19 protein-coding genes and 1 tRNA gene are annotated in these 25,817 nt (G+C 66.7%); 5 read left to right on the forward strand and 15 right to left on the reverse strand.

All coding sequences use genetic code 11. The features are described 5' to 3' along the window. Positions 1 to 36 precede the first annotated feature (36 nt). Complete coding sequence (locus ABZX61_RS50665) at positions 37 to 558, reverse strand: histidine phosphatase family protein (protein WP_355206446.1); 522 nt, start codon at positions 556 to 558, stop codon at positions 37 to 39. A gap of 229 nt (positions 559 to 787) precedes the next feature. Between ABZX61_RS50665 and ABZX61_RS50670 the strand changes: the two genes are divergently transcribed. Beyond that, positions 788 to 861, forward strand: a tRNA-Ile gene (locus ABZX61_RS50670). A gap of 428 nt (positions 862 to 1,289) precedes the next feature. On the opposite strand, the gene ABZX61_RS50675 is transcribed toward ABZX61_RS50670, so the two are convergent. From ABZX61_RS50675 to ABZX61_RS50715, 9 genes are all read right to left on the reverse strand, one after another. Then, positions 1,290 to 1,808: a tyrosine-type recombinase/integrase gene (locus ABZX61_RS50675; protein ID WP_355206449.1), complete on the reverse strand. Its 519-nt coding sequence runs from the start codon at positions 1,806 to 1,808 to the stop codon at positions 1,290 to 1,292. Then, positions 1,805 to 2,881 carry a hypothetical protein gene (locus ABZX61_RS50680; protein WP_355206452.1) on the reverse strand — a complete coding sequence of 359 codons (1,077 nt, stop codon included), beginning with the start codon at positions 2,879 to 2,881 and terminating at the stop codon, positions 1,805 to 1,807. Before ABZX61_RS50680 ends, ABZX61_RS50675 begins: the two co-directional genes overlap by 4 nt. Positions 2,882 to 3,616: 735 nt before the next feature. Further along, positions 3,617 to 4,762: a tyrosine-type recombinase/integrase gene (locus ABZX61_RS50685; protein WP_355206455.1), complete on the reverse strand. Its 1,146-nt coding sequence runs from the start codon at positions 4,760 to 4,762 to the stop codon at positions 3,617 to 3,619. A gap of 247 nt (positions 4,763 to 5,009) precedes the next feature. Then, complete coding sequence (locus ABZX61_RS50690; RefSeq protein ID WP_355206458.1) at positions 5,010 to 5,303, reverse strand: hypothetical protein; 294 nt, start codon at positions 5,301 to 5,303, stop codon at positions 5,010 to 5,012. Between the two features lie 117 nt (positions 5,304 to 5,420). Next, positions 5,421 to 8,828: an alginate lyase family protein gene (locus ABZX61_RS50695; protein WP_355206461.1), complete on the reverse strand. Its 3,408-nt coding sequence runs from the start codon at positions 8,826 to 8,828 to the stop codon at positions 5,421 to 5,423. Positions 8,829 to 8,942: 114 nt separating this feature from the next. Further along, positions 8,943 to 10,565: an extracellular solute-binding protein gene (locus ABZX61_RS50700; RefSeq protein WP_355206464.1), complete on the reverse strand. Its 1,623-nt coding sequence runs from the start codon at positions 10,563 to 10,565 to the stop codon at positions 8,943 to 8,945. Positions 10,566 to 10,598: 33 nt separating this feature from the next. Next, positions 10,599 to 11,555: a carbohydrate ABC transporter permease gene (locus ABZX61_RS50705; RefSeq protein ID WP_355206466.1), complete on the reverse strand. Its 957-nt coding sequence runs from the start codon at positions 11,553 to 11,555 to the stop codon at positions 10,599 to 10,601. A gap of 11 nt (positions 11,556 to 11,566) precedes the next feature. Beyond that, entirely contained in the window at positions 11,567 to 12,478 is a 912-nt protein-coding gene (locus ABZX61_RS50710; protein ID WP_350740490.1) for an ABC transporter permease subunit, read from the reverse strand. Next, a complete protein-coding gene (locus ABZX61_RS50715) occupies positions 12,471 to 13,760 on the reverse strand; it encodes a polysaccharide pyruvyl transferase family protein (protein WP_355206469.1) in 1,290 nt (429 codons plus the stop codon). The genes ABZX61_RS50710 and ABZX61_RS50715 overlap by 8 nt, the downstream gene beginning before the upstream one ends. Positions 13,761 to 13,839: 79 nt before the next feature. Here ABZX61_RS50715 and ABZX61_RS50720 point away from each other — a divergent pair, with 79 nt between their 5' ends. Then, positions 13,840 to 14,844, forward strand: a complete 1,005-nt coding sequence (locus ABZX61_RS50720; RefSeq protein ID WP_355206472.1) for a LacI family DNA-binding transcriptional regulator — start codon at positions 13,840 to 13,842, stop codon at positions 14,842 to 14,844. A 42-nt stretch (positions 14,845 to 14,886) separates the two neighbouring features. On the opposite strand, the gene ABZX61_RS50725 is transcribed toward ABZX61_RS50720, so the two are convergent. The 3 genes from ABZX61_RS50725 to ABZX61_RS50735 all read right to left on the reverse strand — a co-directional run bounded on the left by ABZX61_RS50725 (position 14,887) and on the right by ABZX61_RS50735 (position 21,298). Next, the gene (locus ABZX61_RS50725; RefSeq protein ID WP_355206475.1) at positions 14,887 to 15,168 is read right to left on the reverse strand and encodes a hypothetical protein; all 282 of its coding nucleotides are present in this window, start codon (positions 15,166 to 15,168) and stop codon (positions 14,887 to 14,889) included. 770 nt (positions 15,169 to 15,938) lie between these two features. After that, positions 15,939 to 19,523 carry a WD40 repeat domain-containing serine/threonine-protein kinase gene (locus tag ABZX61_RS50730; RefSeq protein WP_355206477.1) on the reverse strand — a complete coding sequence of 1,195 codons (3,585 nt, stop codon included), beginning with the start codon at positions 19,521 to 19,523 and terminating at the stop codon, positions 15,939 to 15,941. Between the two features lie 683 nt (positions 19,524 to 20,206). Continuing rightward, on the reverse strand, positions 20,207 to 21,298 hold the full coding sequence (locus tag ABZX61_RS50735; RefSeq protein WP_355206480.1) for an integrase core domain-containing protein: 1,092 nt from the start codon (positions 21,296 to 21,298) through the stop codon (positions 20,207 to 20,209). A gap of 263 nt (positions 21,299 to 21,561) precedes the next feature. Between ABZX61_RS50735 and ABZX61_RS50740 the strand changes: the two genes are divergently transcribed. Both ABZX61_RS50740 and ABZX61_RS50745 read left to right on the forward strand, forming a co-directional pair. After that, on the forward strand, positions 21,562 to 22,407 hold the full coding sequence (locus ABZX61_RS50740) for a glutamate ABC transporter substrate-binding protein (RefSeq protein WP_355206483.1): 846 nt from the start codon (positions 21,562 to 21,564) through the stop codon (positions 22,405 to 22,407). Between the two features lie 442 nt (positions 22,408 to 22,849). Next, a complete protein-coding gene (locus ABZX61_RS50745; protein ID WP_355206486.1) occupies positions 22,850 to 23,206 on the forward strand; it encodes a hypothetical protein in 357 nt (118 codons plus the stop codon). 68 nt (positions 23,207 to 23,274) lie between these two features. On the opposite strand, the gene ABZX61_RS50750 is transcribed toward ABZX61_RS50745, so the two are convergent. Beyond that, on the reverse strand, positions 23,275 to 23,661 hold the full coding sequence (locus tag ABZX61_RS50750) for a hypothetical protein (protein ID WP_355206488.1): 387 nt from the start codon (positions 23,659 to 23,661) through the stop codon (positions 23,275 to 23,277). A gap of 564 nt (positions 23,662 to 24,225) precedes the next feature. Next, a complete protein-coding gene (locus tag ABZX61_RS50755) occupies positions 24,226 to 24,672 on the reverse strand; it encodes a hypothetical protein (RefSeq protein ID WP_355206491.1) in 447 nt (148 codons plus the stop codon). Between ABZX61_RS50755 and ABZX61_RS50760 the strand changes: the two genes are divergently transcribed. After that, complete coding sequence (locus ABZX61_RS50760) at positions 24,665 to 25,372, forward strand: GNAT family N-acetyltransferase (RefSeq protein ID WP_355206494.1); 708 nt, start codon at positions 24,665 to 24,667, stop codon at positions 25,370 to 25,372. The two genes, ABZX61_RS50755 and ABZX61_RS50760, sit on opposite strands and share 8 nt — an antisense overlap. The last annotated feature ends 445 nt before the right edge of the window (positions 25,373 to 25,817 follow it).

The following is a 25,817-nucleotide window of genomic DNA, read 5'->3' on the forward strand; positions in this document are numbered from 1 at the left end:
CCCACCCTCCCCCGCAACGACCCACCTCAGACCACCTCAGGCGATGCTGAACTCCCACCCCGGCCGCCACTCGAACGGCACGTCAACCAACTCCTCCAACGGAGTCCCATCCAGCAGATTCTGCAGCGCCCACCGATTGGCCGAATGCGACACCACGAGCACCAGACCCCCCTGCCACTCATCCATCATGTCCCGCAGAAACCCCACCATCTCCGCCACGACCCGCCGATAGCTCTGCCCACCCGGCCACGGCATATCGATATGCCTACTCCGCGACGCCGCCACCTCACCGACCGGCCGCCCGTTGTAGATCCCGTAATCGCACTCTCTGAGCCGCCGATCGAACCTGATCTCCTTGCGGCCGCCCGCAAAGCCGATCCCCGCCGTCTGCACAGCCCGCCCCAGGTCAGAGGCACAAACGACGTCCACCGCCGCCCCCAGCTCCACAGCCAGGCCCCGCCCCCGCGCAGACAACTCCCTGGGTAACCACCCGGTGGCGATGCCCGTTTCGTTGTCCACGGCGATGGAGTGAGTCTCGTAACCCAGCGTCACGGCCACGCCCAGACGCTACCGCCCCATCAATCCCCTACGACTCCGCTGGGAGCGAAGACCCCGAATATGATCGACCGAGGCTCCAACAACACTGCCGGGCATGGAATGATATCCGCGGAGACCCGTCTCCCGTTCGGCTGGACGCCACGACCGCATCCGATGCTCTAGCCTTAGCATGCGCAGGGGCTCGGCACGGTCTTCCGACGTCCCACCGCACGTCACACAACTTAATCCAGGGGCGGTAGCTCAGCCGGTCAGAGCATCGGACTCATAATCCGTGGGTCGTGGGTTCAAGTCCCACCCGCCCTACTCACCAATACCGCGTTCGACCTGGGATTTCTCGGTTCTCGCCGGCCCCGGATCGATTTGTTGATCATGGCTGGTTGCTCGGTGGTTGCTCTTGTGTACGGACCGTGTACCGCGGTAGATCATTTAGAGCGCCACCGTCAGCTCAGACCCTAGAGATGACCATCAGAAGATCAAGCCGGAAGGTCTGCTCAGCGTCGCCGGTCAGCGATAGTTTGATGCGCGGTCAAGCCTTGTCCAAGTCGGCTCGTCTTGCCTACCAGGCCGTTCGTGACCAGCAGATAAAAGATCCGCTGCTTCTCACAGCGATCCTCTCGGCCCCGTTCACAGCACAGGCCGGGGATCAATCGGCTGCACCGTCTGCGCATAGCCGCTGAGAGCAAACAGGCGGGCCCGCCGGAGAATCGGCGGGCCCGCCTGGGTTGAGTGGCTCAGGTAGTGATCGTGCCGGCGTGGTTCGGCAGGGTGATCAGCCGGGCCGTCTGGGCACCTGCGGCTGCAGTGTTGACCAGCGCGGCGGTGGATTCCGCGGCGGCCCGGGCCACCTCCGGGTAGACGCTGGTGTAGGTGTCGCGGGTGAAGGTAGAGGAGACATGGCCGAGGGTCTCCTGCACGACCTTCAGATCGACCCCGGCGGCGAGCATGAGCGAGGCGGCCCCATGGCGGAGGTCGTGCAGCCGCACCGGTGGCAGCCCCACCTGGAAGGCCAGCTGGTAGAAGTGGTCGCTGACCTGCTGCGGATGCAGCGGCCGGCCGATCTCGTCGGTGAAGACGAACCCACTGTTGGTCCAGGCCTCGCCCGCGGCCAGGCGTTCGGCGGCTTGACGCTTGCGGTGCGCGCGCAGCGCGGTGACGGTGTCCTCATCCAGCGCGATGGTGCGGTCGCTGGCCTCGGTCTTCGGCCTGCCCTGCACCGGCTCCCAGCCCAGTTGGGTGATCTGCCAAATCACCCCGGCGGTCCCGGCGGCCAGGTCGACGTCCTTCCAGCGCAGCCCGACCGCCTCCCCCGGCGTAGCCCGCGCAGGGCGATCAGCCGATAGAGAGCCGACAGCCGATGGGCGGCGGCGTGGGCGAGGAAGGTGTAGGTGTGGGAGGGCGTCCAGACCATCACCGGCAATGGCCTTGATACGGACGCGTACACGTTGATCATGTTGGCGCGGCTGAGCCGTGCCCCGCGCCGCTGCTGCTCGATGCCGAGCCGGTCGTGTAGTTCGCGGTTCCAGTCGGTGACCCGTTCGTCGGTCCATACCAGCGCCTTGGGGCGTTCCGCATCGGGGAGTTCGACCACCGCGGCCGGATTGAAGTCGATCAGCCGGTCCTGCTTGATCGCGATATTCAGCGCGTGCCGCAGCGTGGCGCGGATGCGATGCATGGTGGCCGGGCCGACCGGCCGCCGGTACCGCACCCGCGCCCGCTGCTCCACATCGCCGCTGGCGCGGGCGGTGGTGATGACGTCGTTGAACTCCTCGATCGCATCGAACATCCCCGCCACATCGGACACGCGTAGCCGGTCCAGCCGGATGTCACCCAGATACGGGGTGAAGTACAGACGGATGTGCGCCTCATACGAGCGGCGCGTGGTGGCATCGATCTTCCGCTTGCGCCGCAGAAACTCGGCCATCCATTCGGCGACCGTGACGGTGGGGTTGAGGTCTTGGCGGGTGCGGACCTTGCGCCGCACCTCCTCCACCGGCGGCAACGCCTTGCTGTCCTTAAGCACGGACAACATCAGCTCGGTGACCTTCCGCTGGATGTGCGGGTCCTCATCCAGCGCCAGCAGCGCGCGAGCGTGCTCCAACTCGGCCTCGACCTCCTCCAGCGAGGCAAAACCGCGCCTTCGCAGTGGGTTGCGCCGCCGCCCGTCGGCGTGCGCGGGCAGCTCCAGCTGGTAGGCCCACCGGCCATGGGTGCTGCTCCACCGCTCCCCGCCGCCCGGACGGCGCAGCTTCGGGCAGGCCTTGCCCAGTTTCTTGCCGGTCGCCTCGTCCCGGCAGGAACACGTCTTGAAGGTGGTTCCGTTCATCGTTGCCGTCGCGCCTTTCCCTTGTTCGCTGACCTCGCGTCGCCGACCGCCCTACGCCGCGTTTCCTCCGGCGCTCCCCCATCCCCGCGCCCCCGCCGATCGCCGTCGGCGCCGGTACGACCGGGGCAGGACACCACCGGCGGCATCGCGTACCCGGCCCATCACCGCGCGGCCGCCGTCCGGCGGCCCGGAGTGGGGATTGCCGCGCCCCGGGCCGGAGGGCGGCCCCGGTCGGCCCGCACAGACCCGTCATGGGGCCGCAGCGGCGATGTTCAGGGCCACCGGATGCCCCGGGGCGGTCGATATCGACGCCCACCTCCATCGCCCATGTCAAGCGATATCCGCTGGTCACATGTCCCGATGCACGCCCCGGCCGAGCCTGGGACGTGCTGCTGCTTTCCTCGGTCGCAGGACGCCGGCCTCGCTTTTAATCCGTAGGTTCCGGGTTCGAGCCCCGGGCGCCCTACCACTTTGACCTGCAGGTCCACCTATCCCTTGATCAAAGAATCACGAGGTGGGTCATAGCTGGGTCACGGCTGGGGCAAACAGACACCACGAGACCTTTCCGGCAAAGCGCTCAGCGGGGTGGCCGGTTCGCGGGACGACGCCGGAGATGGATCGTCCGTTTCCGCAGCCTATGGCCCATTCTTCGCGCTGTGGTGAGGGCCAGGCGTGCCGTCGCCTCCGCCGCCTCGTGATGGAGTTCGGGCAGGACCGAGGTGCAGGTGTCGGAGGTCAGCACGATACTGGCGTGCCCGAGCTGCCCCTGGGCTGCCCCTGGACCGTACGCAGGTCCACATGCGCGGCCAGCGCTGTGCTGGCGGCGCCGTGTCGTAGGTCGTGCAGTCGTAGCGGTGGCAGGCCGCTGGCTGCCACCAGGTATCGGAACCGGTAGGTCAGGTAGTCCGGGCGTATCGGCTGGCCGTCGGCGCGGGTGAACACCCAGCCGGCGGTGTCGAGCCCGCTCAGGTGCTGGCGTTGCTGGTGCAGGCGCAGCAGGCGGATTGTCTCGGTGTCCAAGGCGATCGTGCGCTGGCTCGCCGCACTTTTGGGTGGGACGACTCGTAGCTGGCCGTTGACGTGGATGAGCTGCTGGACCACCGTGAGCTCGCGGGTTTCCAGGCTGATGTCCGCCCACCGCAGCCCGGCGAGCTCGCCGCGGCCCAGGCCACGCAGCGCGGCCAGCCACCACAACGGATGCAACACGTCCTCGCGGACGTAGTCCAGGAACTCCGTCAGGTGTTCGGTTGTCCACACTGCCACCGCTGGACGCTGCCCCGTGGCCCGCCACGCCGCCACTCGGCTGCGGGTCCAGACCTGGGCGTGGGGACGCCGGGTACGCGGCAGACGCAACCGGCGTGCCGGGTTCGTGTCGATCAGGCCTTCGCGGATCGCCTCGTTGAGTGCCGCCCGCAAGGTGGCGTGGATCCGCTGCACGGTGGACGGAGACAGCGCCTTGCCATACCGATTGCGCCGCTGAGCCAGGCCGGCGAAGAAGCGACGCAGGTCGACTTGCCCTGGCTCCGCGATCGGGATCCGGCCCAAGCCGGGGATCAGGTGGATCCGCACATGATCGGCGTAACCCTGCCGGGTGCGCTCGCGGACGGGCTGCAGGGTCGTCAGCCAGTGGCGCAACCACTGCGCCACGGTGCACGCTGCACTCACCCCACCCGGAACATCGGCGGCGACGAGATCGCGGGCAGCTTGCATAGCGTCCTCTGCGGTGCGGAATCCGCCCCGCCGCACCCGCACGCTACGTCCGTTCGGGCCCAGTACCTGAATCGCGAAATACCACGAACCGTGACCCTCATCGGCCAGACCAGGGCAGGCCCGGTCCTGACGTGAGCAGCCACACCTCTTGTACACCACTGGCTCGCCCATCGTGCTCTCCTTTCCTCTCCACAAGACGGGCGAATCAAGAAGACATGACCTCGCTCAGGCAATGCTGGGATTCTGCACGTACTGGTACCTCCTCGGGCTGAGCGCTCAACTAGGTTTGAGCGAATGCTCAGCAGCTATGCACAGCGTCTCGGCCCCAGCACCGTTCGAGCCCGATCTCGCGTACGGGCATCAGGCCTGAACAGAGCCGGTACGCAGCCAGAGACGACCCCGGACCCGTTGATTGAGATCACTTATCGTCAAGAAGCTGCGCACCAGCCTGCGTCGGTTTCGGCGGCCTCGTCGCTGTTTCCGGGACTGGGAGCACGCCGGCGGTGGCAAGGTCGGCCTGGTCGATCAGCGGCCCCGAGCACACGTCGGTCAGTAGCTGGTCCTGCTCGGGGTGCAGCAGGACGCATCCGGTCAGAACGGGAAGGAGCGCTAGGAATTCGATTGTCAATTCACGGTTCCAGGAGGGCTGCGTGATGTTGTCCAGAGCCGATGTTCGGCGCTTGTTTCGAGGCTGGATGGTCCGGTCGTTCAACCACCGCCACACGATGCGCCGACCGGAAACCGTGTAGTCGACGACCTCTTGACGTACGGGAGCCTGCCGTACTCGCCTCAGCCGCGTAACCCCCGAAGCATTTACGAGCGAGACCACTTAGTCGTGGTGGTCCCAGCGGTTGCCGGCGCCGGGGGCACTTGGCCGCAGGCGCTCCCGCCCCCCGCAGGACCGAGCGACAGTGACGTTCTCGAACGAGCTCTCCGTGGATGCGTAAAGCCCGACGCCGCCGCTGCGCACAACGGTGTCGCGACCCTTCAGGACCTGAACGCCGTTCAACGTCACGGTGATGCGGTCGCCGTGAATCGCCGCACCCAGCCGCACGGGACCTGTCAACGGGTTGCTGATGGATGCCGTGGCCACTGTGACCGGACCCGACGCGTGAGCCTCGCGGATGATGCTCGCGTACTGGGTTCCGTTGCTCGTCTTGCCGACGTGGATCCGATACCCGTACGCGTCCGTGGTGTCTCGCAGCGAGATTCCTGCGTTACCGACGGATCCGTCGATCGTGACCGTGGTCTCCACGACATAGTCGCACGCCTCGGAGAAGCGCGTCGGCAGTGTCGAGTCGGCCAGTACGTGCGCCCGGCCACCGGCAGGCGGCGTGAGGTGCAACTTGCCCGAGGCGACGGACACAGACCCTGTTATTCCTCGCCAACTGGCCTGATCGAGCCCTTCCCTGATCACGATGTTGTCGAAGGTCGCGGCCCGCCGATGCGTGAAGGCGGCGGCACCACCCGTCGGCAGCTGTCCGTCGTCCGCGGAGATCGACGTGTCGCCGACTTTGGCGCTCAGATGCCTCCCGATCGCGGATACGACCAGCTTGTGCGGGACGTTGGCGCTGGTCGGCAGTGCGGTCTCCGCGAGAACCGTGGTCGTCGAGTCGTATATCTTCACGAGCTTCAGCGTCGCTCCCGACGTGGAGTTGAGCACTTCGGCCCGGTAGTAGTTGCGGGAATCGTGGTAGCGGAACGCGAGACCGGTACGGGCCGTCGTCTGGCCGCGTACCCCGGGAACGATGTCCGCGGCCATGACCACGTCATCGGGTACGTCCTGCAGCGCCGCGAACGACATCATGTCCGCAGTCGAGGTCTGTGCCAGCTGCGTGTCCGGCTGTGCGCCGGTGAGCGCCCAGGTGCCCTGCACCGGCGTCCAGCCGCCGAAGGATCCGTTGAAGTCATGGACGGTGCGGTCCAGGCCGGCATCGTCGAACTCGTCGTTGAGCACGGGTGCCGGGGCAAAGTTCTCCCCGAGTGACACGGTGATGAGGTTGCCCGCGCGGGTGAACGCGATCGGGGTGTCGTTCACCATCACCGCGTTCGCGTTCGGCGCGTTGATGGAGAGCGTGCCGGTGAACGGGTCCCCGAGCGAGATCCGGGCGGTCGCGCCGCGCAGTTCCACACTGACATCGGACACCGGTGCGGATGCGCTGATGACGGTGTCATCTTGGTCGATCAGCGATGACCCTCTGGTCAGCGCGTACCTGGTAAGCCCGCCGCCCGAAGCACGCTCGAGGTACGCGGTCTCGGCGTTGGTCGTGGCGGCCCCGAACGCCCTCGACGAGGGAGTCGCCTCGCGCGAAAGGTAGAAGCGTCCGGTCGCGTCCGGCAGGGCGATCTCCATCGCCGTCGCCACGGAGTGACTCACCCCGGGCATGGCGATGCGCTTCGCCGTCACCGAGGGCGCCGGGCCGGCCTTGCCGGGAACCACGACCGTGTCCAGTCCCGTCGGCCCGGTGGAGGACCAGTCGTACGACAGGTAGTCGACGTTGGTGAGTACCTGCTCGCCGACGCGTACGGCGCCGTTCTTGTGGACCCTGGGGGTTACCGCGGCGCCGGCCGTCGCCACCGGGATGAGCCGCACGCCGGCGACGGGCGCGGCTCCGGGCACGGTGTCGAACCCGACCGTGGCGACCTTCGTAGTGGGATTGACGGTCACCGGATCACCGGGGAAGTGCCAGAGCTGCCGGTAGTCGTGCGCGGCGGTGTCACCGGTGAGGTCGTCGGAGACCACCCAGAAGCCGGGCTTGACGAAGTAGACCGCGCGATCGTGCGCGACCGGCCGGTAGCCCATCGCCGCACCGCGGTAGATGTCGAGGCCCGCGTTCGAGCGCCACAGCGACGTCGTGCGGGGGACGCCGGCGGTCTGCGGGTCTCCGTCGACCTCGATGGTGTTGTGCGCCTCGGTTTCACGGCGCATCCAGTCGTTCGTCTGAGTCGCGCTGTAGTCCCCCACCCCGGAGTCGACGATCAGCGGACGCCCGTACGCCGCCATCACCAGGCTGAGGTCGTCCGGATGCCGATGCGAGGCGGTGTAACTGGAATTCTGGTTGTTGATCAGCATGTACCGGGCATCGGCGTCCCACCCGGAACGCTGCACCGCGAAGCTGATCGGAAACACCGTGGACGACAGCGTCGGAGCGGTCCCCTGCGTCCGGCCGGAGGCGACCCAGGTGAAGTCGGGCCAAGAGTTGCGTACGCCGCTCCTGCGAATGGCCGACGTACCCGCGTAGTTGTTCGGCGTGTCGCCGATCGCCGCGGGTTCGAGATTCGGCTGACGGGTCGCGAACAGCGAATCCGCGATCCAGTCCGCCCCCTGGGCGAGCGAATCGGGAACGGTTCGCCCGTTGGCATCCGCGACTGCTATGACGGAGTTGAGCATGTCCGCCACGTATGCCTGATAGTTGAACGCCGGCTCGCGGTACACACCGTCGCCCTTCAAGTACGCACGCAGGAACCGCTCGGCCGAGCGCACCGCGAACCACTCCCAGCCAGACGATGACGAGAACTCGGGCAGGAACACGGCTGCCGCGTGGACGGAGCGGGCCATCGACATGTACCAGTTGTTTCCGACATGTGTCTGCATCACGCCGACGAGGAAGTCCGCCGTGGCGTGCACGCCGGACAGGTACGCCACGAGATCGCTCGCGTCGATGCCAGGATCGGTCCGGAACACGGAGAACGCGCTGACCAGCTGGGCGAGCCGCTTGGCCGCCGACAGGTTGCGGCCCTGCGGCCAGCTCTGATTGTCGGCGAAGAAGTCCAGCGAGATGTCCATCCACGCCGCCGCGTACGCCGCACGCTTCGCCGGGTCACTCTCGGACACGTAAGCGAATGTCAGTTTGGGCATGAACGTGAAGTCGCTCATCAAAGTCTGCGCGCTGCCCGGGGTGGTCTGTGTCCCACCCCAAAGGTCCTGCCAGTCGATGTCGATCCGCTGCTCGGCGCTGTTGTAGAAGTTGCGGGTCTCGGCGCCGAACCGGAAGATCCCCGCCGCGAGCTCGTCGGGGCCCGAGTCGCCACCGCCCAGGCCCTCGGCCGGAGCCGGGTAATGGACGTCGGCGCGGCCCGCGTAATACGCCTTGAGCTCGCTCGCGGCGCCCGCTTCGTCACCGGCGGCCAGCTCGGCCGCCACCGGGCCGAGCCCCGGGCGCGTCAGGTCGAGCAGCCCGCCGAGATCCGACATGTCGGCGACGGCGGCACTGCCCGGCGACAGAACCGCCGCCACCAGAGCCAGCACGACCGCCGCACGGGCCCGACCACGCGTGTACCAACGTAACTTGCTCCGTCTCACCACTGTCTTCTCCCTAAGCCCGTGAGAGTGTCAGCCGAGTCCAGCGCGTCAACCACCCGCCTGCTCCTCGTACTCGGCCTTGATCTTGTTGCCCACCCGGTCCATGAACTTCTTGATGGCCGGCTGCCATGCCGAGACGGGCTTGTTCCCCAGCTGGATCTCCAGCAGCACCGCGTCCAGTTCCTGCTGCTCGCTGGCAGCCTTGCTGGCAGCGGTCTCCGAGTACAGCCCGAGGGTCGGGTCCGCGACGGCGAGCGGGACGCCGGCGACCTGGTGGTCGTGCTGGTCCTGTACGGCCTGTCGGTTGCCCGGCTCGTAGATGACGGGCGATGCTTCGGCGAGGTACCGCACCGGCAGGAATACCTGGCTGCGCCCGCCCTCGGTGAGGGTCGGGTCGGAGCCGTTGCGGGTGAACGTCTGGCCCTCGACGCCGTACCGGAGGGCCAGGTACTCGCTGCTGCCGAAGGGTGAGCACAACCAGTCGAGGACCTTGAGGATCTGCTTGATCCGGTCAGCGTTGTCGGTCTTGGTTATAGCGGTGAAGCTGGACAGGGTCGGACCGGGCGTGCGTACCTGCGTCCCTGTGCCGTCGCGGGTGGGCGAGAGCATGCCGGTCAGGCGGAAGCCGGGCACGTCTTTTGCCTGGCCGTAAAACTTGCCCCACCCGGCGTACCCCCCGATGGTGAACGCGGTCGTGCCGGCCAGCATCCACGCGTTGCGCTTCGTGTTGGGCGCGCCCGCGTGGTCGGGATGTATCACCCCCGACTTCACCAGCTCGACGGTGTCCTCGAGGGCCTGCGTGAACTGCGGTGTCGTCCCGGAGTGGGTGAAGACGCCACCTTCGGCCTGCCAGGCGCCGGTGCCGCCGGGCCAGTTGCCGGTGATCCCGTTCATCTCAAGGATCGTGTTGAACGGGATCTGTCCGAACGCCCACCGACCGGCCCGCTCGTCGGTCAGCGCGGCCGCCATCTCCTTGAACTCGGCCCACGAATCGGGCTGGAGGCTGAGTCCTGCCTTGGCCAGCAGGTCGGCCCGGGTGTACAGCACGGTGCCGATCCGTGCCCGCGGCACGGGGATGCCCCAGATCCGCTGGTCGTAGACGGTGCTGCGCCAGGCATCGGTGGGCAGGGCGGCGAGGTTCGGGTAGGCGAGGACCGCGTCCCCGGACAGGTACTCGGTGAGGTCGGTGAATGTCGCCTTCAGCATGGCGGGCATCTGCTGGACAACGCCCTGGATAGCCACCATGTCGGGCAGATCGCCACCGGCGATGGTCGTGGCGACCTTGCTCTTGTAGTCGGTCGAGGGGACGTACGTGATCTTCAGTTCGGTGCCGAGTTGCCTGTTGAGGTTCTGCCAGTAGGGGTTCGAGCCGAGCGCGGGGGCGATCGGGTCGTAGGTGTACGTCAGTGCCGTGACGGCTTCGCCCTTCACCGGTTGTGATGCGGCGCTGGAGGAGGTCGGGTAGGTGAAGTATCCCGGCGACACCCCGGCCGGCTCGGCGGCCAGGTCGGGCGTGGCCGCGGTGACGGGCTTGTAGGTGGGCAGCTTGACCGACCCGGTCGAGCTGTTCGGCGAACTCGGGCTGCCGTCGCCGCAGGCCCCGAGCAGCGGGGCCAGCCCCGCTGCCGCGCCGAGTGCCAGGACGTCGCGGCGGCTGAAGGTGGGTGCCATGACGTCTCCTTTCCGCATTGCGTGGACGACCGGTCAGCCCTTGACGGCGCCGACCATGAGTCCCTTGGCGAAGTGCTTTTGGATGAAGGGGTAGATGAACAGGATGGGCAGGACGGAGATGACGAGAATCGCCATCTGGACGGAGATTTGTGGTGGCAGGTTCTCCAGGTTCGAGCTGAGCTGGTCGGACCCGATCGGGGTGTTGTTGACGACGTAGGTGCGCAGCACCAGTTGCAGCGGCCACTTCTCCGACGACTGGACGTACAACATCGCGGAGAAGAAGGCGTTCCAGTACGCCACCGCGTAGAACAGCCCGATCACGGAGACGACCGCCTTCGACAGTGGCAGGACGATCCGCAGCAGGATGCGCATCTCCCCGGCACCGTCTATATAGGCGCTTTCCCGCAGCTCGCCGGGGATTCCCTGGAAGAAGGCGCGCATGACGATGACGTTGAACGCGTTCACCAGCACCGGCAGGATCAATGCCAGGTAGCTGTCCAGCAGGCCGAGCTGTTTGACCGTCAGGTACATCGGGATGATGCCCGGGTTGAACAGCAGGGTGAACACCGTCATCAGCAGGATCGGCTTTTGCAGCAACGAACCTGGCCGCGACAGCGCGTACGCCAGAGCGATCGTGGTGACGAGGCTGAGTGCCGTGCCGACCGCGGTGATGCCGGCGCTCACCAGCACAGCACGGGTGACGATTCCTCCGGACAGGACGGCCCGGTAGGAGTCCAGCGTCGGTTCGTTCGTCCACAGCACGAAGCCGCCCGCCCTGTTGACCTCCTCCGGGGAGGCGATGCTGGTCATGAGCACCGCCCAGAACGGCACCAAGACCGCCAGGCAGCCAAGGCCGAGCACGAGTCCCCGCGCACCGACCCCCAGCTTGCTGGGCTCGCCCATCCAGACCGGACGCCGGCTGCGGCCCGAGCGTGGCCGCCGCGGCGCCGTGCCCGCGGCGGGGCGCGCCACGGACACCGCAGTCGGCACAGATCGGCTCGTCACTTGGCGTACACCCCCTGCTCGCCCAGGGCGTGGGCCAACCGGTTGGCGCCGAGCACGAGCGCGACACCGACAATGCCTTTGATCAGCCCCACCGCGGCCGCGGTGCCCCAGTCGCCGCCGACGATCCCGTGGTTGTAGACGTAGGTGTCGAGTACTTCGCCGGCACCGGCACCGACCTGTGCCTGCTGCAGGATGATCTGCTCGAACCCGACGGACAGCGAGTCACCGAGCCGCAGAATCAGCAGCAGGACGATCACCGGGCGGATGGCGGGCAGGGTCACGTGCCACAGGCGGCGAACTGCCGAGGCGCCGTCCACCACCGCGGCCTCCATCTGCGCCGGATCCACTCTGGACAGTGCGGCGAGGAAGATGATCGTCGACCAGCCGGTGTCCTTCCAGATCACCTGTGATGTGATCATGAGTTTGAACAACTCGGGTACGCCGACGATGTGGAACGTGGACAGGTCGGCCGAGCGCAGCCAGGCGTTGAGCATCCCGCCGTTGCCGAACATCTGCTGGAACAGGGCGACCACGATGACCCAGGACAGGAAGTGCGGCATGTAGAGGATCGACTGGGCGAGGCGTTTGAGCCGTTCGCTGATGGTCGCGTTCAGGATCAACGCGAGGCAGATCGGCAGCGGGAACACGAAGACCACCTGGATCAGCGTGATGATCAGCGTGTTGACGAGTGCGTTGAGGAACACCGGGTCGCCGGTGAGCACCGGCTCGAAGTTGTCCAGCCCGACGTACGGGCTGTGCCAGATTCCGAGGAACGGCTGGAAGTCCTGGAACGCGATGATGTTCCCGCCGAGCGGCAGATAGTGGAACAGCAGCAGCGCCGTGACCCCGGGAAGCGCCAGCAGCAGCAGGACCCGGTCGCGCCGCCAGCGGTCGCGCAGGCTACGCATCGCCGGTCTCCACCGGTGCAGGCAGGCCGATGGGCCGGCCCGTGACGCAGGCTCGCACCGCCGCCCGCAGCCGGTCGTCGGCATTGGCCGCGACCCTCCTGCTCCGGGCGACCGCGGGCGCCGGGTCGGTGGCGATGTCGGTGACCGCCGCGACGACCGTCGCCGCGGCACGATGGTCGAGCTCGATCACCAGGTCTGGGGCGCCGAGGTCGGCGAACATCTGAGATTTCGTGGTCTCGGTCGGCTGCCGAAGGTAGACGGTCGGGGTCGCATGTCGTGCGGCCAGGATCGGCGAATGACACTCCATGCTGACCACCAGCGACGAGACGGCGTAGACCCCGGTCGCCTCCTCCAGCGGCCAGTACCGGTCCAGGAGCCGGACCTGATCGAGCGTCTGTGGACTGAGCAGGCTGGGAAGCTGCTCGTGAGCGAGCTCGACGGCATAGCTCATCTCGGGCACCACGACGGCCGGCAGGCCGCTGACGCGTACCCAGGTCTCGATCGCCGCCGCCAGCACCGCCAGGTCGTGCGTCACGGTGGCCCGGTTGACCGCGTCGCGCCGCATCTGCTCGCGGGTCGGTTCCGTGCCGTAGATCTTCGCATAGGGGGCGTAGCGCAGCCGCGGAACGAAGCAGGCGAACCGACCGGGCTGCAGGCCGAAATTCTCCAGCAGGCGAGCGGCGGCGACGGCGTCAGTGTGGTCGAACGCGAACGTGCCATCCGGCCCGAAGGCGAGGTCGGGCCCGGTTATCTTCTGGCCGCGCAGGGTGGCCAGGGTCAGCGTTTCGCGGCAGTACACGAAGTCGGCGCGGTCGAAACGGTCTTTGACGTCGTCCTCGAGATAGGACGGTGGGAGCAGATCGACCATCTGTGCCAGCTCCGGCAGCGTCGCCATGGTCGGTGGGCACAGCGGATCCACGGTGATCCCGAAGTACCCGTACGGGCGGCCCACGTGCTCGCGCCACCAATCGATCTCGGTGCCCTGGAAGGCGTCGGCGCCCGATCCGTGCATCAGGACGTCCGCGCCGTCGATGGCGGCGGCCAACTCCGGGGTGCTCGGCCCGTCCCCGCCGAGAGTGCCATCGACGACGCGCAGGTCGGGAAACGCGTGCCGCAGCATGGATCGTTCGCGCTCCTCCAGCCGCACCGGCCAGAGGATGACCTCGACCTCGGGGGCGAACCGCTGAAACGCCCGCACCACGCCAGGGGAGTGAGCCACGTCGCCGATGTTCACCGTCGCCCAGGAGGACCGCAGGAGGACGGTGCGACGTGTCGATGTCATATGTACTCCTTGTTGACGTAACGTTAAATCAAAATAAGGATGGTGAGACGTTACGTCAAGAACCTAGTAGGCTTCCACCATGGCAACGCAACGTGACGTCGCACGGGCGGCTGGGGTGTCACTCGCCGTGGTGTCGGCGGTGGTCAACGGCACGAGCCACACCCGGATGAGGGAATCCACCCGCACCCGGGTGCTCCGGGCGATGCAGGAATTGGGTTACCAGCCGAACCAAACGGCGCGCTCGCTGCGACTCAACCAAACCGACATGATCGCGATGATCCTCAACAAGATCGACAACCCGGTCTACGGACCGCTGCGGCATGGGGTCTACGAGGCGGCGGCGGAGCACGGCGCAACGGTCCTGCTGGGCGATGCCGAGACGATGCGCTCCGGCAGCCAGTTCCTGACCCGGCTGCTCAGCCAGGGCACGGTCGACGGTATCTTGATCCGCGGCGAAGGGCTGCTGGACGACGACGTGATGGCTGAACTCCGCGACCACCCCAAGCCGATCCTCATCCTGGAACATGCACTGGACCATCCCTGGATCGACATAGACGATCGCCGCGCAGGCGAGATCGCTACCCGATTCCTGGTCAACCTCCACCACCGCCACATCGTCTTCGTCGGGGGTTCTGGATACATCTCCCAGCAGCGCTACCTGGGCTACCAGCAGGCGATGGACGCCGCCGGGCTGACACCGGCCCCACACCTGGCCACCGGGTTCGGTGAGCAGGCCGGCGCCGACGGGCTCCGGCAGGCCATGCAGGCGCCAACCGCGCCGACCGCCATCGTCGTCAACAACATCATGAGCGCCGTCGGGGTCCTGGCCGCCGCACGCGACCTCGGCATCACCATCCCCGACCAGCTGTCGGTGGTCGGCATCCACGACGTCGACCTGATGCAACACCTGCGCCCGGCCGTCACCGCAGTCCGGATGCCCATGTACCAACTCGGCCGGGCCGGCGTCGAGGCGCTTTACGACCTGATCGCGGGGCGGCCAAGCGCAGGCGGTGTCATCACCGACCCCGAACCCGAACTGGTGATCCGTGACTCAGCGACTGCTCTGACCCGGATCCGCGATTAGCGTTCGCATGATCGCCCGCGGCTCATATCGATTGTCGTCAGCCTATGTGATGGGGCCCGGGTGGCTATGATCGGTGGCGCTGCAACTGCGGGCATGCGCGATCAGCTGCCACAGCGGATACAGCGGATCGCCGCGGGCGAAGGCGAGGAACTCGGCCAACTGCTCAGCAGTCCACACCGCCACCGCGGGCCGCTCGCTGCTCCGCCGCCGGGCGGCGACCCGGCGCTCGGTCCACATCTGTGGATACGGCTGGCGCGGTGCCGGCAGCCGGATCATCCGCGCCGGGTTGGATGCGATCAGGCCCTCACGAACCGCGGCGTTCAACGCCGCGCGCAGCGTCGCCCGGATCCGGTGCAGAGTGGAGAACGCGATCGGCGTAGGCCTCGCGAGTGCTGGACCGTAGCTGGTGCTGCGTCCCCAGCCAGTGACGTAGCCACCGCGCCAGCGTGTACCCCATAGACACCGAATCGTTCTGGTCGGCCGCGATGATCACGCGGCCCGCCTGGCAGGCCTGCTCAGCAGTCGCGAAGCCGCCGCTCGCGCCGCCCGGCCCAGCCGCTCACCTGCGCCGCGAAGTACCAGCTGCCGTGCCAGGCCTCGGCCGGCCGCACACAGCGGCCTCCCAACTGCTTGCCTGTAACCGCATCGGCGCATCCGCGCCGCTAGATCACACACCGATCCCGATGACGTCTCATGGCGTTGCCCCTTCCGCTCGACCCTAAGAGCAAGACAATGCCGCAAGCTCCAGCTCGCAACTGCAGCTCTGCATCCACGGTGACCTGCGCCTCGGGACTGCCGGCCGCAGGCATGCCCGTGATCGATGTGCGGCTGTTCACTCGGTGGCACTCCAGACGACGATCGTCGACTGCGCAGCGTGACCGGCACGACGCGATCTTGCGGGCGGAGATCCGGACTGCGCAGGACGGCGACCTGATGCCGCGGCGCCACGATCTCGACATCCTTGACGCGGTTGTCGCGGCCGCGCCGTACCAGCGTCTATAAGACGGGAGTCGTCTGCACGGAGTGTCCGCAGTCGCCTTCACATGTCGTGTGGGGTGCTGCGGCGATTGTTTCGGGCATCCTGGCATTGGCGATCAGCACGTGCGGCGATAAGGGAGTTCGGGGATGTAGGTCTTCCACTCGTCGGGGGGCAGTGAGCCGACATCCCGGCATAGCGCCTTCCTGATCTGGTCGGGGCCTATGAGGTGGGTGCGGAGACGGCCTTGGTCGTCGGTGCTGAAGATCGTGGATCCGTCGGCGGAGAAGGCCAGGGCAGTGACCGGGTGGGGCTCGGAGGTGTCCTTGGGCATGAAGAATCCGGTGAGAGGGAGGCCAAAGGGGCGACGGTTGGCCATGTCCCATAGCTGGATCTGTCCCATCTTGTCCGAGCTGGCGAGGATCCGGCCGTCGGGAGAGAAGGCCATGAGGGGGTTATAGCCCAGTTGGGTGCCGGGGCGGACGGTGAACTTCGGCTGGAGGGTCGAGGCGTCCAGGATGGTGATCTCAGTGTCGCCCCAGTCGGCGATGAAGTTCTTGCTGATCGCCTCGCCGGTGTTCGGAGCGCCGTTGGCGGGCAGCAGCGTTCGCGCGGTGGCGGTTTCGATTACGCCCAGGTCCTGACCGGCGATGATGGTCTTGCCGTCCGGCGAGAACAGCGGGCGGGACAAGCCAAAGCCGAGGTCCAGCGAGGCGGCCTGCCGCCCGTCGACCTGGAACCGTTTGGCGCCTGTCGTCACGTCCCACAGCTGCAGGATGGTGCCCGTCTTCGTGCCGCCGGAAAAGGCGACTGCCAGGGTACGGCCATCGGGAGAGAACTGCACCTGGCCGCTTAGGCGGAGGCTTGCCGCTTCCGTTTCGTCGACCTTGAGTGTAGTGCGCTTGGCGCCCTGAGCGACGTCCCAGATCTCGATGGAGAGGTCCTTGCGGAGGCTGGCGAGCAGCTTGCCGTCCCGGGACAGTATGTAGAAGCCATCGCTGGTCCCGTCTGCTGAGGTGATCGGCAGTTCTGTGCGTTTTACACGCTTGGCCGGATCCCAGATCTCCAGCTTGCGGTGGGCACCGAGTGCGAGTGTCGACCCGTCCTCGCTGAGCGCGGCGGAGTTCCTGCCGAACGAGAAGGCCACCGTGTCCGTTACGGCGCGCAGCGAGATGAACTTGGCGGTGCCCTCTTTTGTGAAGCAGCGAAGGGTGCGGCCGTCGGGCCCGATGACCTGGTCGTGGCAGCTCGGGTCGGAGTACCACCAGACCGGACCGAGGCCGCTGTTGAGCGACCAGATCATGCCGTCGAAGCCGACGAGGCGGCTGTCGGGACTGAAGAAGATCTCCTCGTTGATGTCGGGTTCCGCTTTGGGGATCGTGTATTCGATCTCGTTGTTCTCATAGAGAAAGCGAAGCACGATCTGCTTGTTCTTCCGGATGGCGAGGATCTTGCCATTGGGGCTGTAGCTCAGGGAGCTGACGTGGACGTTTTTGCCGATCGGCTGAGAGTGCAATCGCTTCCCGGTCCTCAGATCCCAGGTCTCGAAGCTGGTCCCGCCGTTCCAGGCGAGAACTCGCTCGTCCGGCGAGGTCTCCACGTTGAACCACGAGGCGACTGGGATCTGCAGGACGCGCTGTCCCGTCCTGAGATTCCACGCCCTGATGACTTTGTTTTTGTTGGACGCAGAGACGAGGAAGTTGCCCTTCTCGCTGAGGAACGTCTCGGCCCCTTCGGGGTTTCCCACATCGAGCGACTTCGGAATCTGCCGGATGGTCGTGGTGTCCCAGATGCCGGTCGTCCCGTCTGTGTGTATGACCCCGAGCAGGCGTCCGTCCCCGCTGAACGTCACGTCGAAGATCGGGGCTCCGGGAACCGCGAACTCCGAGACCACTTTGCGGGCATCCAGATCCACAAGCTTGATCGTGTTCGCTTCGCGCCTGAAATACGCGACGAGGTGCCCGGTGCGGGCGGCTCTCCAGATCGAGTTCGCGGCCAGGGGCGGCCTGTAGTAGTGGCTCTCCCACTGGTTGTAGGTGGTCACGAGGGCGCTACGGCTATCGAGTCCGTCGGGTGAGAGGGCTCCCGACACTATCGCCAGTTGTTTGGCCGCTGTCGGGTCGGTACGGCGCAGCGCGGTCGCGACCCCGGCGACACGGCTGCCGACGGACGCCTCAAGCTGCCGGGAGACCGTCTCGTTCTTGTCGGACAGCTCTGATCCCTGGTAGATCGCCAGTGCGGCTGTGCCGGTCGCCACCACCAGCAGGGTGGCGAGTACCGCGCTCAGCAGGGTCCGGTTACGCCGTCGGCGTTCGGCCGCCTTGGCCGAGGCGTCCAGGTAAGCGCGTTCCATCACATTGAGCCGGAGATGCCGCAGGCCTCCGGCTATCCAGCCGACAGTCCTGTCGAGCTTGCTGCCCTGCAGCAGATCGCCGTTCTTGCGTCCGTGCTCGATCCAGTTCCGTGTCGCCTCCGCCAGCTCATGGTGGGCGTTCAGCGCCCCGCGATCGCCGTTCACCCAGGCTCGCAGCCTCGGCCACGCACGGATGAGCGCAGGTGTCGCCAGCGTGAACACCTCGCCCTTACGGGCGACCAAGCCTCCAGCGCACAAGGCCTCCAGCAGCTTCTGGAGGGTCCGATCGTCGAACTCGCTGTCGTGGAATTCCACGTACGGGACCTTGCGGAGTGTGTGCTGCGCGTCAGGGAACGCGGCGATCATCCGAAGCAGCAGGCGGGGAACCAGCGTCTGCTCCTCGGCGGTGCACTCCGCGAACACTTTCTCCGCGGCCTCCCCCAGCGTGGGGTCATCGTCCACCCCGACCCTGTCGTGGTCGGCGGCCCGTTGTCCCGCGGCGAGCGCAGCGTGGCCGTCACCGCCCGGCAGGCCGAGCAGTCCGGCGAGCAGGGCGGGGGCGGTCGGGCGGTCGGCTGGGTCCTGGGAGAGAGCTTGGGCGACCAGTGGCTGGAGCTGCGGGGGCAGCCTGTCCAGGTCGGGCCGGTGGTTGAGGATCTGGTAGGCGAGGGCGGAGAGGTTGTCTCCGTTGAAGGGGGCTTGACCGGTGGCGGCGAACAGCACGATCGTGCCCCAGGCCCAGATGTCAACGGCCGGTGTGGCTCGGTCTCCCCGGAACAGTTCGGGAGCCATCCAACGGGGAGTGCCTTTGAGTTGGTCCGTGGCGCTGCGAGACATTTCTTCGGTGCGGGCGATCCCGAAGTCGATGACGCGTGGCCCGTCAGGTCCGATGAGGACATTGGCCGGCTTGAGGTCACGGTGCATGACCCCGGCCTGGTGGATCGAGGACAGCGCTGTGACGATCCCGATGGCCAGTCGGACGAGCTCCTCAGCCCTGTAAGGTCCCTTCTCGTCGACCCAGCTCTGCAGGTCGGGTCCGGCGACGTACTCGCTGACCAGGTAGGGCGGATTGTGGACGAGGTCAGCGGAGATGATCCGCGCGGTGCAGAAGGGCGCGACTCTGCTGAGTGCTGCGACCTCACGTCGCAACTGGTTGCGATAGGCGTCGGTCAAATAGTTGGCGTGCAGCGCCTTGACCGCGACCCTTTCACCCGCGTCGTCATACCCCTCGTACACCACGCCCTGCCCACCCGCGCCGAGGCGTCCGGCCAGCCAGTACGCGCCGAGCTGGCGTGGGTCGCTCGATGCCAATGGCGCTGCCACAAGCCGCACCCTCCATTCAAGGGACATGATCGACAAGTTAGATGCGTGGTATCTTCCTTTTGTTGTCGGCATAGCGCCCCGAAGGTTCCCGTACGGGTCGCGGCTCTGCGGCGTACATGAAGAGCATCCCGATCATCACTAGCGGCTGGCTTGGTCATATTGCCGCGTGGTAGGTGTTGTCGGGCTTGATGCGGGCGGTGCTCATGGTAGTGATCGCGTCGGCCAGCAGGGCAAACGCGTGGCTCCGTTGTGACAAGCACATGATCAAGGAGTTCGCGACTGCGCATGCCGAAAACTCTGCCCACGCAGGTCAAGCGGCACGTTACCCGTCGAGGACTTCTCTGAGCCTGTCTCGTCGGTGTGTCGACGAATCACTCCGGATCAGTAAATCGGATCGGGTACGGTTCACGGCGACGCTCAGGCCGGCCGTTGACAGCACACCGGACCCGCCAGGTACGGATCAAGCCGTCCCAGCTGGCCAATTGAATGTAAAGCGAGAATGATCAAGGGATGCTTTCCGGTCCGTGGTTGCTCGTTAGATGCTCGTCGGCATCTGATATGGCATGGCACCGAGCGGCGTTCTTGGGCATTTTTGAAATCGGCATTCGCGGACAGAGCAGCAGTTTGAGTCATAGTACGGCACGGCTCAGCATAATGTCTGTCGACTTTTAATCCGTAGGTTGCGGGTGCCGATTAATCATCCGGCCAGGTCAGGCGGCATGTCGGTACTCCTTCAGCACGCCACCGAGTCGATCATGTCGGCGAATGTCGAGCGGTGCGGTTCGAGCTGGCCCGGTGTCGGGATCGGGAAGCGATCGAAGCGGAGCTGCCTGCCGAAGAGCGCGGTGCGGCCGGCGTTCGTTGTAGAAGGTCTCGAACTCGCGCAGCGCGTGTAGGAGGTGACGCTCATTCCAGATCAAGGTCCGGTCCAGCAGCTCGAGTCGGGAGGTCTGGATCCAGCGCTCCATGATGGAGTTCATTCGCGGTATCCGGACACCGCTTTTGACGATGCGTACTCCGGCATCGGCCAGTACCGCGTCGAAGGCGGCAGTGAATGTGGCGTCCCGGTCACGGATAAGGAACTTTGCCACGGTACCCACGTCCTGCAGGTCCATGGCGAGGTTGCGGCCCAGTTGGGTGACCCACTGCCCGGTGGGGTGGGCGGTGACGCCGAGGACGCGGATGCGGCGGGTGGCGTGCTCGATGGCTGCCAGGGTGTATAGCCGGGCGCCGGTGAGGGTGCGGACCTCGAAGAAGTCACACGCCAGCAAGGCGCCTGCCTGGCTGCGCAGGAACGCGGCCCAGGTCGTGGCGGTCCGCTCGGGAGACGGATCGATGCCGTGCGTTTTGAGGATCTCCCAGACCGTAGAGGCGGCGGCTTCGATGCCAAGCGCGGACAGCTCACCGTGAATGCGCCGGTAGCCCCATGAGGTGTTCTCCCGCGCCAGCCGCAATACCAGCAATCGGATGCTCCGGACGGTACGTGGGCGTCCACGCCTCCGAAGCGCGCTGGCCGCGGCGTGGCGGCGCCGCAGCAGATCGCGGTGCCAGCGCAGGATGGTGTCCGGGCGGACCAGCAGCACAAGGCGCCGGAGCTTGTCCATCGGCAAGCGGTGAAGCAGCCCAGCGAGGAGGAACCGATCTGCCGGCGTGAACGCGGGCTTGGCCACCTGCCGCCGGAGCACCGTCAACTGGTGCCGTAACACCAAGATTTCGATCTCCTTGTCACGATCAGTGCGGGGTAGCAGTCGCAGGAACGAGACGGCGGTCCTCATCGTGAGGTAGGCCAAGAGCAGCAACACGACCGGCCATCATGCCGTGCGGGCGCGCGGCGGGAGCACAAGAGAACACATCACCCCCACGACCTGGACGGATGAATATTCGGCACCCGCAGTGCCATCTGTCGTCCAACCCGTGACCTCACAGCCGTCTGTGAGCTCACTCGCCACCATGGCGGAGCTTCCGCGCGTTCCGCACGTCCGCAAATCTCCAAGAAGGCCCCATTTCTCTGTTGAAACCGCCCCAAGGCGGTCGATGTCGTTTGCCCAGCCCGCAGACTGTGTCCATGCGTGGGGTGGCGCTCGCGGGGTTGGCGGTGGCGGCGTTGGTCGCCGCGTGCGGCAGCGCAGGCTCGTACACAACCGTCGTGGACAAGATCAGGAACGCTGGCCGTGTCGTCGTCGGCACCAAGTGGGACCAGCCGAGCCTGGGCCTGAAGACCGGGGAGGGTCCTCCCGAGGGCTTCGACGCGGACGTGGCCAAGTACATCGTCGACCACATCGCCCAGGGCCGGCGGGTGCAGATCACGTGGCGGGAGTCAGCCTCGTCCGCCCGCGAGGCCCTGCTCCAGAACGGCAGCGTGGACCTCATCGTCGCCACCTACAGCATCGCCCCATCGCGCCGGCCCATGGTGACGTTCGGCGGGCCCTATATCGCCACCCCGCAGGACACGATGGTCCGCGCGAGCGACACCAGCATCAAGAAGGTGACCGACCTTCGGGGCAAGCGGCTCTGCCTGGCGGAGGGCTCGAACTCCTACCGCCGAATCGTCGACCCCCCGCCCAACGGCAATCTGAACCTCCCCATGCAACTGGTGCCCGCGGCCAACTACTCCGACTGCGTACGCAAGCTCGCGGACGGCCGGCTCGACGCGATCAGCACCCTGGACCTGATTCTGGCGGGGTTCGCCGAGCAGGAGCCGGGCCGTTTCAGGCTGCTGAACGACCCCGTCAGCACCGAGGACTGGGGAGTCGGGATCAAGAAGGGCGACACCGTCACCTGCGAGGCCGTCAACCAGGCGATCGCCGCGATGTGGCACGACGGCACGGCCACGCGGCTGCTGCACAGGTGGTTCGGCCGGTCGGGGTTCAAGCTGCCGTCGTCCCTGCCGAAGCCCGTAGGGTGCTCCTGAACTGTGGGGACCGCCCCACGCCGTTGCCGATCTTCCGGCAGGATGCGGGTTTCGGGATGAGCTTCGAATAGTACGGCCCGTCAAAGAAATAAACTTCACCTGCTTCGCCTCGGGGAACAGCGCGAATGGCGACTCCTAGGAGCCGAGCACCGAGATCGGTGAATCAGTCCAGCCGGCACTCGGAAAATCAACTCCGTCGATCGCCGCCCATATCCGCCCTGCGACGAAAAGCGGACTTCGCGAGCGTACATCGAATTCCCCGACCGGCATCATCAGCTCGAACAAACAAGCTCTTTTTCCGGAATTTCAACATAACACCAAATATGCCAGATGTGCGCGCGAATAGAACTTCACGCACACATCTGGCATCAGTGTTCCGCTATTGGCTCTGAACTAGCCCGTAGGGCCAAGGGGCGAGGGGCTGGTCTTCGGTGCGGCCGATGTGGTTCCCGCATGGCAGGTCAACGCCGGGAACGGCACGCTCGGTACTTTCATCGCGGTCCACGAGGATTGCGGCTGGCGCTCTTGCTCCTGGTACGGCGACTTCACCGCCACGGAGGGCGGCGCCAAGCGGGCCGACGTCATTCTTTATGACGCGCCCGACGGAATGGCGGAGGGCAAGGCCGTGCCCGCGCGTGACACGGGTGCCCGTAATGGCGTGTTCTCCACGACGGGCGGGTACACCTGGCTGCTCACGACGGGTCTCGTCGCGGCGGGCGCGATCGCGGCGGCAGCCTGGATCGTCATGGTGGTACGCCTGATCAGCAGGCGGCGTACCCGCGTGCCCGAGCCGGCGTGATGAGGCGGCGGGGGGCCATCCACGGCTGGAGTGCCGCCCCGCCGAGGTGGTCCACCGGGGCGCCCGGCCTATGAATAGTCGTCCTCGTCATACTGCTCCAGGTGCAGCAGGGTGCGAATCTTTCCCACCACTGGTTTTCCGTCGTAACGGATGGCGTTCAGCACCTCTTGGACGAGTGCATCGCGGGTACGGGCACGGGCGGCCCCGAGCCAGTGGCGTTGCGCCTTCAGCGACTCGGCCTTGAGCCGGCCCATGGGACCGCGCAGTGCCCTGGCCCAGGCGGTATCGGTCAACTGCCGGATCTGTGTCTGGTTCGTGGTGGCGACCTGCGCCGCCCGGCGGCGTAGCACCGTGACGGGCTGGCCGCCGTTGATCGCCTGTTCGAGTCGTTCAAGGGCGATGTTGTACGGGCGCACGATGCCCAGATAACGCCGGGCCGCCTGATCGTTGGTCAACGTCGTCCGGCTCGGCGTCGCCCGTGGCGAGGGGGTCGCCCGTGGGGAGGGGGTCGCGGTCGTGGGTGAAGGAGGCGCGACTGCGACGTGCTGGGTCGTGTCCACGGGCTCGCCCGAGCACCCGGCGATCATGGTGGCGAGGACTAACGTTCCGGCAATGATGCGCACAAGTCCGCCATTGATCCACTCCGTCACCGGCATGTCAAGCGGCCGGTTCATCGACCGGCCGTGCCTTCCGCTTCGACGCGGCGGAGGCGCGTGGGGTGCGAAAACCAGGATGCGATCTCTGGCCTGCGGTTATCCGCCCCGTCTATGCGGCCCGCCCTATCGAGACCGCCCGCCGCCGCCTCGGCCAGGCCTCCACCGAGACCACCCAGCTGTACGCCCTACTGGACGACAAGTCGCCGACGCTGAAATCTGCGCCGCACGCCGACACCGCGACCGGATGAGCCGCTGATCAATCCTGTCCCGCCCGAACTCCTGCCGGGCAACACTCCGGTGCATTCACCAGGGCCAAGCGATCGCATGGCTGGTAACGGCTTTCGTTAACGACAGGCCGACTTCTCAGGCGGGGCCCAGGTCCCACAGCCGAGTTGCCCTTGGGCCTCCCCCGCGCTCAGAGCGCGAGGTAACAAGGACGACGATCCTGTCTTCGAGCCGACCAAGTGCCGCTGTGCCTATGAAGACCGGAAGACGGTCTTGCAAGGTCTTGCCGCGCTGCCGGCCGGACCGCAGATCCCACACTCGCATGGCGTTGCCCTCGTCGATGAAGGCGGCGATGGGCTGGCCTTCGAGCTGCCCGATCCCGACCCAATAAACGGGTCGGAGATGGCTTTTCAGCGGCTCTCCGCGCTGCCTGCCGGTATCCAGGTCCCAGACGCGCACCGTACCGTCGCCACTGCCGGAAACGGCGATCGCCTCACCGTCGAGCTGCCCGATCGTGATGGAGTTGATCCGATCGGTGTGGCCTTTGAGGAGATCACCGCGCCTGCCCACGCCCTCGTTGCACACCGCTCGCCTTCGACTGCGTGCCTTCGACGACGAGGATGCGAACGCCCTCTTCGCGCTGCACAGCAGCGCCTACGTGCTGCGCTACTGGGACACTCCACCGTGGAGCGAACGCGTGCGCGCCGCGCAGTTCATCACGGCTTGTCAACAGATGGCACAGGATGGCACCGGGGCGCGACTGGCCGTGGATCGCGTCTCCGACGGGGCGTTCATCGGCTGGTGCAGCCTGACAAGGTGGAATCCGGACTACCGCAGCGCGTCGCTGGGCTACTGCTTCGACGCTGCAGCGTGGGGCCACGGCTACGCGACCGAGGCCGCGCGCGCTTTGCTGCGGTGGGCATTCGACACGCTGGACCTCAATCGCGTCCAGGCCGAGGCCGATACGCGCAACGTGGCAGCCGTCGTCCGACCCGGTTCCCGCCCACTGAGCTCCTGGTCCCTCGCGAGACGTCGCCCGGCACCCGGGTATCGGCCACCCCGAATCACTGATCATCACGCCGCCGCCCCATCACCACTGGGCAGCCCAGAAATCATCACCACCGCCCATCGCCCTGAACAGCTCGAACCCTTCAGATCCACTTCTGTTTGGAGTTCTCAGGGTGTGGCCCAGGCACGTCATCACGCCTACCGCTGCCAGCGTGCCGGTCAGCGGGGCCGGCAGACGGGCCCAGGAGTGCAGGCCCCTGGCGAGCTCGCCCAGTAGGTGCGCCAGGCGAGCCTGTGTGTTCAGGTGTCGGCGGCGTGCTGGTCGGCGGGGGCGGCGGCCGACAGCAGCGCCGCGGCGAGGGCCTTGCGGCCGCCACTCTCGATGGCGGCCCGATCGGCCGCCATCGAGAGTGGCGCCCTCGCATAATCAGGTGTCGCCTATTCGATACTCCTGAGTCTCAAGGAAAGTTGCGGAAAACCCCTGAAGCTTTGCCGATCATCCCGGTGGCTAGGAGCGGACCGCCAGGGACGGCGGACAGCGACGTGAGCTCGCCACCGGCCGGAACTCTCGTCCAGTGGCCGGAGGGATCGCGATGGGCGAGGGCGGAGCCATACCCGTTGACGTCGCCCGGCCTTCGCGGAGGTGTCCTCACTGTGCCAGCCGGAACCGGTCTGGGAGAGCGGGAACGACGACATCCCGATCTCCCCGGTGATCCAGATGC

Source organism: Nonomuraea sp. NPDC003709 (assembly GCF_040610775.1).
In the GTDB taxonomy this organism is placed as follows: domain Bacteria; phylum Actinomycetota; class Actinomycetes; order Streptosporangiales; family Streptosporangiaceae; genus Nonomuraea; species Nonomuraea angiospora_A.

Coding starts and splice junctions, on each gene's coding strand:
- ABZX61_RS50680 (WP_355206452.1), bottom strand. CDS start 2,881: ATGAACGGAACCACCTTCAAGACGTGTTCCTGCCGGGACGAGGCGACC.
- ABZX61_RS50685 (WP_355206455.1), bottom strand. CDS start 4,762: ATGGGCGAGCCAGTGGTGTACAAGAGGTGTGGCTGCTCACGTCAGGAC.
- ABZX61_RS50700 (WP_355206464.1), bottom strand. CDS start 10,565: ATGGCACCCACCTTCAGCCGCCGCGACGTCCTGGCACTCGGCGCGGCA.
- ABZX61_RS50710 (WP_350740490.1), bottom strand. CDS start 12,478: ATGCGTAGCCTGCGCGACCGCTGGCGGCGCGACCGGGTCCTGCTGCTG.
- ABZX61_RS50715 (WP_355206469.1), bottom strand. CDS start 13,760: ATGACATCGACACGTCGCACCGTCCTCCTGCGGTCCTCCTGGGCGACG.
- ABZX61_RS50720 (WP_355206472.1), top strand. CDS start 13,840: ATGGCAACGCAACGTGACGTCGCACGGGCGGCTGGGGTGTCACTCGCC.
- ABZX61_RS50730 (WP_355206477.1), bottom strand. CDS start 19,523: ATGTCCCTTGAATGGAGGGTGCGGCTTGTGGCAGCGCCATTGGCATCG.
- ABZX61_RS50740 (WP_355206483.1), top strand. CDS start 21,562: ATGCGTGGGGTGGCGCTCGCGGGGTTGGCGGTGGCGGCGTTGGTCGCC.